At 48.1% G+C, this 14683-nt stretch carries 6 protein-coding genes; 1 reads left to right on the forward strand and 5 read right to left on the reverse strand.

The window, feature by feature from the left end; all coding sequences use genetic code 11:
* Nucleotides 1-8: 8 nt before the first annotated feature.
* The 4 genes from ACQSGY_RS03225 to ACQSGY_RS03240 form a co-directional block, all read right to left on the reverse strand.
* Nucleotides 9-950, reverse strand: a complete 942-nt coding sequence (locus tag ACQSGY_RS03225; RefSeq protein ID WP_145402313.1) for an ABC transporter permease — start codon at nt 948-950, stop codon at nt 9-11.
* 231 nt (nt 951-1181) lie between these two features.
* Complete coding sequence (locus ACQSGY_RS03230) at nt 1182-2975, reverse strand: sensor histidine kinase (RefSeq protein WP_427050645.1); 1794 nt, start codon at nt 2973-2975, stop codon at nt 1182-1184.
* 23 nt (nt 2976-2998) lie between these two features.
* Nucleotides 2999-4624, reverse strand: coding sequence for a response regulator (locus ACQSGY_RS03235; protein WP_426334792.1), 1626 nt, complete (start codon nt 4622-4624; stop codon nt 2999-3001).
* Nucleotides 4625-4627: 3 nt separating this feature from the next.
* Nucleotides 4628-6142 (reverse strand): glycoside hydrolase family 140 protein, encoded by a 1515-nt coding sequence (locus tag ACQSGY_RS03240; protein WP_427050646.1) that lies wholly within the window; start codon nt 6140-6142, stop codon nt 4628-4630.
* A 247-nt stretch (nt 6143-6389) separates the two neighbouring features.
* Here ACQSGY_RS03240 and ACQSGY_RS03245 point away from each other — a divergent pair, with 247 nt between their 5' ends.
* The gene (locus ACQSGY_RS03245) at nt 6390-9995 is read left to right on the forward strand and encodes a chitobiase/beta-hexosaminidase C-terminal domain-containing protein (RefSeq protein WP_427050647.1); all 3606 of its coding nucleotides are present in this window, start codon (nt 6390-6392) and stop codon (nt 9993-9995) included.
* 169 nt (nt 9996-10164) lie between these two features.
* Here the strand turns inward: ACQSGY_RS03245 and ACQSGY_RS03250 are convergent, their stop codons facing one another.
* Nucleotides 10165-14646: a carbohydrate binding domain-containing protein gene (locus ACQSGY_RS03250; RefSeq protein ID WP_427050648.1), complete on the reverse strand. Its 4482-nt coding sequence runs from the start codon at nt 14644-14646 to the stop codon at nt 10165-10167.
* Nucleotides 14647-14683 lie beyond the last annotated feature (37 nt).

Consider the following 14683-nt stretch of genomic DNA (forward strand, 5'->3'; position numbering starts at 1 on the left):
CCTGCGATTCAGACGATGCCTTGACCGCGAACCTTCTTGGATAAAATGTTAACACTGAAGAGCAGCAGAACACTGATGACGGTCTTGAATATGCCCACCGCTGTGGAATATGAATAGTCGCCGGTCACCAGACCAAGCCGGTATACATAAAGATCAAGCACTTCAATGCGGTCCGCAATCATCACGTTACTGAAAACGAGATACTGCTCGAATCCTGCCGAGAGCAGGTTGCTGACCGAGAGCAGCAAGAGCACGATAAAGGTTGGCATGATGCTTGGCAGTGTAATGTGCCAGATTGTACGCATACGCCCTGCGCCGTCTACCTTCGCTGCATCGTATTGCTCACTATCTATACCGACAATCGCTGCGAGATAGATAATCGCGCTCCATCCTGCAGATTTCCATAATAACAGCAAGGTCTGCACAGTCCACACACGGTCATAGTTTCCCAAGACGTCCACAGGTGGATTGCCGATTCCTGTTTTCATCATAATGGAATTGACTGCACCTTCCGTGCTGAACATGCTGAAGGCCAGTGAGAACACGATAATCCAGCTGATATAATTCGGCAATGTAGATACCGTCTGCACCAGCCGTTTAAACCAGCCGGAGCGTACCTCCGAGATCAGAATGGCCAGCAGCATCGGTACAGGTGCTGTTGCTATGGACAACAGACTGAGTGCAAGCGTATTGGCAAGTACAGGTCCCATTCGTGGATCATCAAACATATTGCGGAAGTTTTCTAATCCGAGAAACGGAGTCTGCTGCAGCGGAATACCAGGTTTGTAATCAAAAAACGCATAGATCCATCCGAATAGTGGAACGTAGCTGAAGGCAAGTGTAAACAGTACAAATGGAGTGGCGAGCAGCAGCAGGTGTATGCCGTCCTTGCGATTCAGCTTGCTGGCCTTCTTGACCGCGCGGCTGTTCAGAGTTTCGGTTCGTTGCATATGAATTTCTCCTTTGTGCGTAGGCTTTCGTTTGGGCTTATTCATATGATAGCGCTTTCCTGAAAACGATTGGATGAAAGTTCCCCTGATCTGGTTGAAAAAAATACGATTGACGCACAAGTTAACTTGAACAATTTTAAGCTGATGCTTGAACAAAAAAACAAGGTCCATCGATACAAAAATGCCCTTATGAACTGCCTTCCAGGCAGATTCATAAGGGCATGCTTATCATCATCGATGAACTGGCAAGATCACAATCACCTGTGCACCTTGTTCAGCCGGAACAAAGTGAATGCCATAATCGGAGCCATAATATAAGCGAATTCGTTTATTCACGTTATGGAGTCCAATGCCGCTGCCGCCAACCGTCGATTTGGGCGACTCCTCCTTCGCCAGCTTATCATTTAATTGTTCGAGGGTACGCTGGTCCATACCTACTCCGGAATCGGTAACACTTAATACAAGACGTTGCTCGTCTCCTTCAGCCCTGATCTGGATCTGAATGGCGAATTCTTCACTCTGTCTTCCCGAGGCAATGGAGTTCTCCACAAGCGGCTGCAGGATAAAGCGCGGAACCTGGCAATCCATCCACTGATCGTCTACATCCATGGTGAACGTAATGTTGTTGTTAAAGCGCATGTTGATGATTTTCAAATAGTTATCCAGATATGACAGCTCATCCCGCAGTGTGCACATGGAATCTTTACTGGAGAACACAGGACGTAAAATATTGCCCAAGGCCACAATCGTATGAACAATGTTATCCGCCTTAACAATAACAGCCATCCAGCGGATCATATTCAGTGTATTATAGAGAAAATGCGGATTGATCTGATACTGCAGCGCCTCCAGTTCAAGCTCCCTTTTCTTTTCCTGAATTTCATTGTTTTTCTCTACCAGCTCCACCATGCTGAGTGACATCTCGTTAAAACGGCGGATTACGGTACCCAGTTCATTATTAGGAACATGATCTACGGTGACTCCGAGTTCGCCACGACTCATATCCTTCATTTTGCCGGATAATTGATTGAGCGGTTTAATGATTTTGCGAAGCCAAAAAAAGGAAGCAACAAAGATGGCCAGCACACTAACGATAAACACCAGCATAAGCATACGCTGAACACCCAGAATCTGATCCGCATACTGGCTGAGCGGAATCTCTTTGAGCAGGTACCAGCCGCCGTTATGCAGCTTATAATACACCACCTGCATGCTGCGCCCCGCCTTTTCATCATCCAGGCTTCCATAAGCACCATCCGCCAGATCGGTACCGGGTTTGAAGTGACTCTTCGTTCCCACCCGATCGGCTTCACTAGCGGACACAACCTTGCCATCAGCACTCGCGATATACATGTCTCCTTCTTCCCGGTTCAGTGCGGTGGAATAGATGGAGGACAGATAACGCTCGTCAATATTAATAATTAATGTAGCACTCGTGGTTGGATCATAGATGGCACGTGTTCCCCGCATCAGGCTGATTAAATAACCGTCATCTTTACCTGTAAGATACGGGTTATAGAATGATTTTTTGATCCCGGAATGAATAATCAGGTGCGGATACTGTTCTATCGTTTGACGAAAGGGCTCGGAGGTGAAAAAGCTTTGCTGCCATTCTTCCCGGTCATAGACCAGTGTTCGCTTTTGACTTCCGCCGACAGCGCCAAGATTATTAGCCGTGATGTATATGGAATCAATATAATTGTAGTTATCGATAAAATCCGCAATGACCCGCTGCACATCGTTTTTGGACTCCAGAAATTCCTCTTCCGTTTTCTCTGAAATTTTGTACAAAAAGCGCTGAATATGATCGTCCCGCAGAAACAGCATTGATAGACGATCAATCTCTGTAACCAGCCCGCCGATATTATGATCCAGCTGCTGAAACTGTTGATATAACAGTCGTTCATTCTGGATTTTAATCATATTCTGCATAAATGAATAAATAAAATAAGAAGCCCCCGCCATGACGGCGAGGCTGATGACCATGATATAAAGAATGAGCTGGGTTCTTAGTTGCCTCGACATAAATAAAGATCGGAGGGGGTTCTTCATAGTTCCTGCACCCTCTTGTCTCGAAGTGTAGTCTGCCTGCGGTATTCATTCGGATTGAGGCCCGTAATTTTTTTGAACACCTTGCTAAAATACGTATATTCAGGCGAAAAACCGACAAGGGCTGGTACATCGGAGGAACGCATCTGACTCTGTGCAAGCAGTTCCTTCGCTCGTTCAATACGGTAACGATTGACGTAATCAATATACGTGATCTGAAGCTCTTTGCGAAACAGGTTACTGAGATAACCTTGACTTAAACCAACATAGTCTGCGACCATCTGCAAGCTGATATTTTCAGTATAATGGCGTTTGATGTACTCGATCGCACGAGTAATCTCATCACTCATTTGTAAGCGCTTGCGAATTAATTCAACCAGAGAATCCATGTATATGACAATCTGATCCAGCATATCCGGCATCGTATCACATGTCTCTAACTTCTCGGTCATACTGAGCAGCAGCGTTTTTTCATTGTTATGATCATAGACATGTGTATTAATCCATTGAACGAACTGATAGATTGTAATTTCCAGCGTTTTGCGATCTTCACACATGCCGCCCTCAATCTCATCCAGAAATGCATCATATTCCTTCTGCTTCAGTGGCGGGAGCAGTTCTCTTATATCAGTATGCTGCCGGATTTGCTCAACGCGTGCAAGCACGCCTGATCGGTCAGCACGGTCGCTTCCCTGATGCTGCTGGCCCGGGCCGGTAATAAACTTGCGCTGCAAAGCCCGCTGTGCTTCGGCATATTGTCTGGGAAGTGAATCATAACCTCCGTTCACACTGCTGACCCCGAATGAAACGGTGCTGTTGAAATAATGACGGATTGTATTCTGGATATGGTCAAGCAGCTGACGAATCTCCTGCACGATCGCTTGTTCAGACAGCATATCTGCAAAATGCAGCACCAGTGCGTAATGCCGATCATTAATCTGAACGGCTTCACCACGTTTATATCCGGACATGATCTCACTCAGAATGTTCAATAGCGACATCTTCACCAGATGACCATGCTCATCCCGAAAACGCTCCTTGAGCGAAAAATAACGGTCCACTTCCATAACACAGACAACCAGCCGTACAGGTGAAAGTCGCAAACCGCTCTCCGTAACAAACCTTGCAAATTCGTCGGTGGAAAAGATGCGATAGAACATAAAGTCCTTAAACATCTTCTCCTTCACCAGCTCCATGTCGGGTGTGGCAGAACCTGTTCTGCCCTGAACATTGACCTGGCTCTGCTGCTGATCCAGCTCTTCCCTGACACCTGTCAGCACCTGTTCAATCTCTTCTTCTGTCATGGTCAGCTTCAAAATATAGCTTGATACATCCAGTGCCAGTGCTTTACGAGCCAGTTCAAACTCCTCCAGGCATGAAAGCACCACCACACGGGTATGTTTATCTTGTTTGCGAATATTGGATATTAATTCCATACCATCCATTCTGGGCATACTGATATCGGTAATGACCACGTCGGGTTTCTCGCGTTCATAATAATCCCATGCAGCCAGGCCATCAGGGAAATCGGCGGTAACCTCCAACCCGAATTTGCTCCATTCGACGGAATTTTTCAGTCCGATGCGAACCAGCATTTCATCCTCAACGATCATCACCTTGTACATGCATCAAACCCCCTTCAGAATCAAAATCCAGTCATTCCCTCGTCCGCTTGTTGGGGCTGTAAAACGTGCAATGCCTTGATTCAGTATTACAGAATCTGCTGTAGAACCGGAAGAAGCATGGGCAGCATAAGCATCGGTTTCTAATCCTGTCCTTGGACAAAACCATGCTCCTTTGACCTGCTTGCCCTCAATATACCCCATGACTACGTCAACATACAAGCCATTTGGCAGATAAATGTAAGCGTTATATTTATTTTGTAAAGCCATCATTCGATTCTCGCCTGTACGGTTGGAGTGAATCAATCTCAGGTTGGGACGGAGATCCGGCCCCAATTCGTTCTCAAGCAGCGCACGTGCATGCTTCATCTGTTCTGCTCCGGGACGATGCAAGGCTTCACGCCAGCTCATAATAAAATAATCACCCTGACTGTTCGACTCCAGCAGATCATCCGCTCCCTGATACATGGACCATATGGAGTGATGACCATACGTATGACCCAGCGCCCCTGAAAATAAGGCGTAGTACGCAGCTTTTCTCACATCTGCGGCATCGAAATAACCGTGCTCCCCCTTAAATCCAACGGGAATATCCTCATAACAAGGTTCCGCATCAAGGGTTGGCTTCACGGGCTTCCGATCATAGTCCTGCTGAACACGCCGATCATTGGTTATCTCCCGTTCCCCGTGCCCGGACTGAATCATATTAAAATCAAGCCAATCCTCGAGATGAAGCTGACGGGAAGAAGAATCACAACCCGGTGGATGGAAGGTCATCAGCTGCGTTGCCCCGCCCTGCTTCAAGCCCTGGACCATCGAAGCAATGATATCAAAATGAAGCTTGGTCTCTAATGCACGGTCACCCCCAAGCACCCAGATCACTTGTGGAAGCTGACCGTACCGCTCACCTAACCATTGTCCGTAGCGATATGCATTTTCAGGCGTGAACATTTCAGGTCCTTTTCCCCACTTGATATTGAATTTGTCACCCCAAGCCGGGAGCAAGGCTGTATACATTCCAAGACTCGCGGCAAACTCAAGCACAGTATCCACATGATGCCAATAAGAATAAGGCTCCGCGAGATCGGGACGAGCCGGGTCAGGTTGACCATTTTGATCCATAAGTAAAGGCAATCTTCCATAAGCATTCCCGGTTGTAACTCCGCTGAACTCAGCCAGCAGCACGGTTTGAATAACGTTAAAGGACTGCTCAGCCCTCGTTCGCAGATACAGCTCGCTCTCTTCCAGGTTCAAACGATGCAGCAGTTCCCACGCCGTATCCGCAAGCCAGAAAAATGGTGCACCCGACGACGTTTCCAGATAACGACCACTAGCAGAGACCCGAAGCGCTTCAAGCTGTTTATGTGTATGAGCAGCATCTCCCTGGAGTCGATGAACAGACCGTTCTTTTATGAACGTATCTTTGGTTTCCGGTTGGAATGTATCATTGCCTTTTGATTGGAAGGTATCTTTGGATTCTGAGTGGAAGGTGTCTTTGGTTAATGGCTGGTTATTGGACATGGTCACGGACACTCCTTTATCTTCATGACTTACGATCTTTCCCTTATAAAAAGCATAAAATCCACACTAGTGTTCGTAAAGAGCGTTTTGGAGCAAAATCGTTCAAGCAGGCTTTGTTTTGTTCAACCCCGACCTCTTTTTTTCAACCATTTCAACAGATATTTCAAATTTGTATTTTATTGTAAACGCTATCATTTGAGTTGCCGCAAGCGATTTGTGTGGTAAACCACTATAAAGGAGAGCTGAGATGAAAAGCAAATCCGATCGTTTCGCTTCACGCTGGGGGATTCCACTCCTCATAGCCACCATGCTGGCCTCGTTTATTCCCGTTCCTGCCCAGGTCCACGCAGAACAGAATGAAACCCAAAACCAAAGCAGCACCAGCGTTACCCGTACCGTTACCATTGACACAAACAACGTGATCCAGGATGATTTTCTCGGCGTTGGTGTTAACACCATTCCGACAGCGTTAATGCCAGGACAGATGCAATACGGTTATACCGAAGCGCACTGGGAGATCGACAAAAAACGCATTCAGACGATCCAGCCCAAAGTAGCCAGAGTCTGGTTTCAGATTGACTGGATGGAGCCCTCCAAAGGAACCTACACTTGGGACAGCACCAAAATGAAAGCCTTTTACAAATATCTGGACGCCTTCAAGGCAGCCGGAACCGAAATTGAATTAAACTTTGGCTGGAAGGTTGGCTCGACTGTACATGACTGGTTCTCGATACCAGGCATTGATCCGTGGACAAGCGCACCTGCTGATCTGGATGCTTATGCAGTCTCTGCTTCCGCTTTACTGGAGGAACTGATTCAGAACCGCGGTTACGACAACGTGAAATATCTTACCTTTTATAACGAGCCTAATGGCAGCTGGGATTTCGAAGCACCGGGGGATCAGAAGGCCTACTACGCAGAAATGGTGAATAAAGTAAGTTCCCGATTGACAGCGGACGGACTCCGCGATCTGGTTGAAATCTGGGGTCCCGAGGAGACTGGCGCTCCTGCCTGGATTGAATATATGAAGCAGCATGCTGATGACGCCATCGATGGGTACAGCTTTCATGTGTATGGTGAATCATATGAAGGTCTTGGCAATGCCTTTTCACTGCGCAAAGGTTATGTCGGCAACAAACCGCTTCATCTGACCGAATTCGGCTGGGCCGATGATCAGGCGAGCAACTGGGATGCCGGTTATGCCAACTCGGTCATTCAGACCGCCAATATGGGTGTAAAATCAGCTTTGATGTGGCAGTTGAACGGAGTGTGGACCAACGACCCTACCGGTGGAACGAATGGAACCTACACGATGTGGGATGCAGTCGTGCTCGGGTTGAAACCGCGCAAAACCTTTTACATTGCAGGCATGCTGAATCGTTATATCCCCGAGCACAGTGAAGTGCTTTCGGTAAATACAGGCGGTTCATCTGACGTTCGCGCCGCAGCCTTCAGAGGTGAGGATGGCAATTATACGGTGCTGGTCGAAACCAAAGCCGGCTCCAGCAAGGAGATCACACTCGACTTCGGTAATACTGCTGTCAACAAAACGTTCCGAAAACTGGTTTATAAAAATGATGTTGTCCAAGAGGCTAATGCCATTCTTCCGCCAGTCAAAGCAACTTTTCCAGGGGGCAGCTCGTTAACCGATTCTGCGGTTGATGATGAATATAATGTCATCATTTATACAACCCAGCCTGCCCAAACCCAAGTGAAGCTGGATCAGGTAAATCCAACTGTTCGTTCCGGTGATTCCCTTACCCTTGCTGCTGATGTCATTGATAACACTGGAGGCGTGACCTGGAGCGTTGCCGGACAAAACAGCAGCACAATTAACAGCAGCGGTGTATATCAGGCACCTCAGGTAACAGACGAAACGTTGATTGCCGTTCGTGCCACAAGCACAGCCGACCCGTCTGCATATGGAGTAGCTCTTGTGCGTGTGCTTCCTTCTTCACAAACGGGCAAGGTTGAGGTTCCGACATTCAGTCTGGATCAGCATGTGTTCCCAAGCTCCGAGGTGCTCTATCTGGAAAGTGCTACAAGCGGTGCCCAGATACGTTATACCACGGATGGCAGCGAACCAACGTCCCAATCTACGCTGTACGTGCGGCCGATTATTTTGAACGAAGGCTCCCTCGCACTCTACAAAGCCAAAGCATTCAAATCAGGGATGCAGCCTTCAGGAACAGTATCCTCGCTGTATCAGATAGGTCAGATCAGCAGCGCACCGGACGGCTATAAGCTATGTATGATTGAGAATGGCGGAGACTGCTATTTCGAGGGTAAAGCGGTTGTCGCTTATGGAGCAGATGGATTGTTCAACTATTCGATTCAGGAAAATGGCGTCGCTTGCACCAGTGCCATCCTGGGCGATCCGATTCCGGGCAAAGACAAACGCTGCTTTGTGAATCCGGACATTCCGGATGAACTTCCTGTTGTCACGTTTTTCAACGCAGGGTTTGAGAAGCCTGCTACAACGTCAGCCAGACCCGGGCCGATGACGAATGGATGGGTATTTGACAGCCGATCAGGTGTACAGCACAATAATGGAGCCTTTCAAGCGCCGACAGCTCCTCAGGGGGTACAAACGGGTTATCTGAAAACCGATGGCGGTGTATCCGGCACGTTAAGTCAGTCCATTCATTTCAAACCGGGCACATACCAAATGTCATTTCAAGCAGCCAAGCGGACCAGCTTTGGCGGCACCCAATCGTTTGATGTTTATTTTGATGACCAGGTTATTGGCTCGTATCAGCCGGAATCCGGCAGCTTTGAGACGTTCAGAACCGATGCTTTCGAGACAACAGGCGGCAAGCATACCATTCAATTTGTGGCAACCACGACACAAGGCGACAACACTGCCTTTATCGATGATGTTCGAATTACATTGCCACAAACTCCTGCAGACCCTCATCTCGCCAATTCGAGCTTTGAATCTCCTCTCGTCACCGACCCTACCGGGACAATCAGCGGCATCACCGCTGGCTGGAGCTTTAACGATCAGGCAGGAATGATGCGTAATGGCAGCAGCATGAGTGCTGTTACGGCACCAGCAGGAGTTCAGGCTGCTTTTGTTCGGAGTCAAAATGGTGTTCAGGGCACTTTTCAACAATCTCTGACCTTCCCGGCGGGCAGCTACACCATAAATTTCAAAGCCGCTGCTCCGAATTCCGGGCAAAGCCAGGCCATTCATGTTCAGATCGATGGACAAACGGTTGCTTCCGTTACACCAGCGAGCACAGCATACCAGTCCTTCACATCGGATTGGTTTACCGTTGCCGCCGGGTCACATACCCTGACATTTACGGCAGCAGACACGGGTACAGGTGCAGCTCTGATTGATCAGGTTTCCATTGAAGCAGTTAATGTGCCAGATGAGGCGGTTCTGCTCAATGGAGGTTTTGAGAACCCGACAATTACGTCTCAGAATGGCGTTGTCGTTGCGAGCGGTGAAGGCTGGAGCTTCAAAAACAATGCTGGCCGGATTCGCAACGGCAGTGTGTTCGGCGCTTCCAATGCGCCGGAGGGCACACAGGCCGCCTACTTGCAGACCCTGAATGGCAAGCAGGGAGAACTCAGCCAGTCACTCATTTTTCCTGCGGGCCATTATGCTATTCAATTTCAGGCTGCAAAACGAACAAGCTTCGGCGGGCAACAATCCTTCGATGTATACCTGGATGAGCAGTCCATTGGCTCGTTTACACCAACGAGTGGAACATATGCTATATTTACAACGAACGCCTTTCAGCTCACCGAACCAGGCAAACATCAGATTCGTTTCGTCGGCACCTCTGGCTCAGGTGATAATACTGCCTTTATCGACGAGGTCGTGATTACTGAACTGCCTTGATCAGTTGCTTGCTTATTAGCAATAGTCTCTCAGTATCAACAACCCTCTTGCAGGGCGCACACAAAAAAGGACGAGGCAGAAATAATCTGCTTCGTCCTTTTTAGCTGCACAAGCTGCGTAACAGGAATCATTTTTTACTCAGTGACAAAATCACCTTGCAACCATTGATTTATTGCGTTTTCCCCACATTGACCAGACTAACATCAGACAAGGTGATGGTGTTGTCTGTTTGTTCATCCCCATCGATTTTGCCCATATCAAAGACAATTCGACTGTTAGAGTAACTAGACTTATTCACTTGGAACGTAAATGTAAATTCTTCTTCTTCCGTTGTCAGATCTATTTTGTCGCCGAAGAAATCAGTCCAGTTGTAGTTTGGAGGACCATCCACCCATCCTATGCCTAAACTCATTTTGCGAGCTTTATCCGCTTTTGCTTTGAATGTCAGCTTGTAGGTGTAGCCTTGCTGCATGACCAAGCCCTCTTGAAAGACCTGCCGATCCCACGGATTATCTCCGAGTTGACCGATCTTGGCTTGCAGCTGCTGATTAACAGCACTAATAGACAAGTCTTCTGGTTTATTACTAGCCGTATAAGCAGACCAGCCGTCTGTTCCCTGATTAAAGCCACCATTTTTGATCAGGTTGACGTGTATAGGCTGACCGCCCTCTTCTGCACCCGGATTTACCTCAAACAGCATTACATTTTGAATAGATACAGTATGCTCACCTGCTGACTCCGACTGCTTCCCGAGACCGAAGTTTAACAATGCTGCTGGATCACTGTTCTCCGCCATCATGAAGGTGTACGTATATGGCTGTTTCGCTGCTGTCAGTTCTGCCGGCTGCTCCAAATACTTGACATCGTTACTATCAGCCTTCGATACAACAACCTGCATCGTTTTTGGTGCGGATGATGAAGCATCGAAGCTCAAACGATACGTTTTACCTGCTTCAAGCGGAAGCTCTCCCTGCTGCAGGATGTCGTCCCACCAATTCTGCGTGGTGCCAGACAAAGTCATGCTGAGACCATTATCCACGCTATTGGTGTAGGTCGCTGTAGTTATGCTCTGCGGCAGCGTCCACCCCGAGGCATCTGCATTCAGCCCGCCATTTTTCACCTTACTCTGTGAAATGTCCAGCCAGCGTGTATTATATTCGTTTCCTTCAAAATTCACGTAGTAGGTTTTTCCTGCTTGCAAGGAAACCGCTGGCAGATATACGGTTTTATACGTTTGCCAGCCTCCCGTATCTCCCAGCACAAAATTGGAGTTTGCAACGGTATTGCCTTCCTCATCTTTGACCGTAAAACTTACTTTTGAGTCAGCCTCGGCACTTGCCATCCGTGTAGAGAAGGCATATACCCCATCGTTCGCTGTATCAATCTTGAACTGGAGCAGATCACCTTCATCCATGTAGCTGACATGTTTGCCGCCTTCATCGGAATCTTCGAGCTGCAGTCCCTGCATTACATAAGCATCGGCAGCCTGGATGTGGTTATAACCCTGGATGGTTACCGGTTTTCCACGTTTCGTCAGGCGTACGTTATCGACATAAACCTTGCCAGAAGATCTGCCAAACAAAAGCTGTAATTCAGACGTTGCAGCCGCTTCACCCTCTCCGATCACAATTTCACCTGTGTACGTTTTCAACTCTGGTCCAATCTGAATCTGCTGTCCTTGATGAACCTGTACGTTATGGCCCTCAGCGGTAGATAAACCAATATCCATAACGCCTTCGGCATCTGCCTTGGCATCAAAGGAGAAGCCATAGGACGTATTGCCTTCCAGCTTCATGCCAGGCTGAACAACAGCAACCTGCTCCGGCTGTCCATTCGTTTGCTTCACATCGACAACAAGCTGTCTTTCCATGATCGGGAACTTCGAGAAGTTATTGACCGATACGTGCGCATCCGCATCTTCTTGAATCTGAGTGTTCCAGAAGCCAAGCCGCTGCTTTCCTTGATCAAACGTACCATTATAGACGTAATTGCCATCAGGCAGGGCTTTGCGTTCTACTGTAAGCGGATCGGCATCACCTTCCTCTGTCAGTATCACATTGGTCACCAGTACCTCGCCTTCTGCTTGGCCCAGATTGAATTCAAACCTTGCATTATTGTCTGAACCGTTACGCATATTGAATTCATATTCGTACGGCTTCCAATCCGTTGTCACTGAAAATTCCTTTTCGCCGGAATAGTTCGTCCAGCTTTTTTCAAACTGTGTCAATTTGGAGCGGATAACCCGATTCTCGGAAGCTTTGGCTTCAAACTGAACTTTATATTTTTTGTCTTTCTTCAGATACATCGGCATTTGGGTTAATTGAACGGAATAGGTTTCCGTGCCTGCGTTAGTGATGGTTACTTTGGCTGCTTTGCCTTTCACTGAATCATCGACAACTTCAACCTTGCCCTCTCCGCCCGCATTCATAATGAACTTCCAGTCAGCTGGAACACCGTTTGCATCCACGCCTTGTGTGAAATGTTCATTGTAAATCAGGTTTCCGTTCTCTTGCGGTGCGCGCAGCTCCTCAGGCTGGATTGGACTGGAGGTTACGTCCGGCCATTCATTCATATTTTTATACGAATACACTCGCACAAAATCGACATTCATCTTATCAGACACAAATGCATTTTCTGGTGATCCCGGCCAGTCTCCACCAACAGCAAGATTAAGAATAAGATAGAATGGACGGTCGAATGGTGCAGGGAACGTATAACTTTCCGGCTGTCCTGCCGCCGTGGTCTCCCAGTTGTTGATCTGGTGATGCAGCTGTCCATCTACATAGAAACGAATCATACCAGGCAACCATTCCACCTGAAAATCATGATACTCATCGGCAAAGGATTCGCCTTGCGGCAGCGTAAACTTGCCTTGATCATGTCCATGAGAGCCATCGGCCTGGATCGAATCATAGTGAATGGTGCTGTAGATCTCATGATCCTTGTTCTGGCCGCCGATCAGCTCCATAATGTCGATCTCCCCGGAAGCTGGCCATCCTCCGTAATGAGCTTCATCCGTAGGCATCATCCAGATGGCTGGCCACATGCCCTGCTGGATGGGAAGCTTGGCTCTCACGACTACTTTGCCGTAAGTCCAATCCCCTTTTTCCTTGGTGATCAATTTGCCGGAAGTGTAGTTTTTGCTGCCCTTTTGCTCCCGTTTCGCTTCAATCTGCAGTACGTTACGATTGCCGTCCTTTACGATACGTGTGTTGTTCGGGCTGTAATATTGGAGCTCATTGTTATAGACCAGCTCTGTATCCTGTACTGTCCATTTCGTAGCATCTACAGCAGAGCCATTAAATTCATCATTCCAGACCATTTCCCATTGTTCATCCGGAATTGTAGTTGCTGGAACCGGTTTCTCGCCCGATGGTGTGCCAGGCACGGAAGGTGTCTGCCCACCCGAATTTGAGGACCCGCCACCTCCGCCTGCATTGGAGCTGCCACCGCCGGAATTACCTGCTGCATCTGGCTTGGGTTGTTCAGTCTGACCAGCTCCAGATGCATTGTTATCACTGTGCTTGCCTGGTGTAACCGCTTTCCCGTTAAACAAAACGTTATCCGCTTCTACGTCAAGCAGCTTGATTTTCCCTTTGCCATCAATCGTCGTATGACGAGCCTTGCTGCTTACTTTTAATGTATCAATGGAGCTCTCGGCAGACAGCTCGATTGTTGCTTTACGTGCAACCAGCATCTCTTCAACCTCTGTTGTGCCTGTCATCTCGATATGAACAGAACTGCTGCTCTTGTCCACTACAATACGCTTCAGCTTGGAGTTCTGAATAACAATCGAATGACTTCCTCCGCCCTTCACGATGACACTTCCGCTTACAGTCACACCGTCAAGGGTTACTGTTCCTTCACCAATCGCTTCTGTAAGCAGCAAATTACCGTTAACGGTTGTATTTTTCAGTGTCACATCTGCTGAGCGTACGATCAGATTGCCATCTACTTTGGATTCGTATGTGCCTGGAGCATGTTTAATATCTGCAATTAATGATGACATCAGCATAGCGGCTTCGGCTCGTGTAATAGCTGACTGCGGCGCAAGCTTCCCGTTGTATCCGTTTACAATTTTATTTTGAACAAGATATCCCAGCGCTTTTCTGGCATACTCGGCCACATTCTGCTCATCACTAAATGCAGACCCAAGCTGCTCACTCTCGCTGCCCGTCGATAGCTGAAATGCACGATCGGCCATCACTGCAGCATCCTGCCTCGTAATTGGAAGCTGCGGCGAGAGATGGGTTTCATCGGTTCCCTGAATGATGCCTGATCCACTAGCCCGTGTAACAGCGTCATAATACCAGTCTGTTTCATTTACATCTGCGAATGCTGCCGGTTCAGGTCCACCTGTGAATCCGAATGCCCGATCCAGCATCACCACGAACTCGGCGCGGCTGATACGTTCACTCGGTCTGAATGTCCCGTCTGCATAACCTTTGATTAGTGCCAAATTCTGCATACGCATCACAGCGTTCTCGGCCCAATGGCCTTTCAAATCCTTGTACGGGGACAGAAGCAGGCTTGATGCCTGCACCTGCTCCGCAGCTGTTTGCTGCTTACCCTGTTCTGCTCCGACTGTTGCCGGAGCGGTTAGTGAAACGATCATGCTTCCTGCTACGAGACAAACCAACCCTTTTTTCACCCATATTCCTCCCTCGAATGTGTTTCACTTGCAGGGC

It is taken from the genome of Paenibacillus sp. TC-CSREp1 (genome assembly GCF_050171015.1).
Lineage (GTDB): Bacteria > Bacillota > Bacilli > Paenibacillales > Paenibacillaceae > Paenibacillus > Paenibacillus silvae.

What these genes read in the sequence shown, in the direction of transcription:
- ACQSGY_RS03240 (WP_427050646.1), bottom strand. Translation starts at nt 6,142, where the DNA reads ATGTCCAATAACCAGCCATTAACCAAAGACACCTTCCACTCAGAATCC.
- ACQSGY_RS03235 (WP_426334792.1), bottom strand. Translation starts at nt 4,624, where the DNA reads ATGTACAAGGTGATGATCGTTGAGGATGAAATGCTGGTTCGCATCGGA.
- ACQSGY_RS03245 (WP_427050647.1), top strand. Translation starts at nt 6,390, where the DNA reads ATGAAAAGCAAATCCGATCGTTTCGCTTCACGCTGGGGGATTCCACTC.
- ACQSGY_RS03230 (WP_427050645.1), bottom strand. Translation starts at nt 2,975, where the DNA reads ATGTCGAGGCAACTAAGAACCCAGCTCATTCTTTATATCATGGTCATC.
- ACQSGY_RS03225 (WP_145402313.1), bottom strand. Translation starts at nt 950, where the DNA reads ATGCAACGAACCGAAACTCTGAACAGCCGCGCGGTCAAGAAGGCCAGC.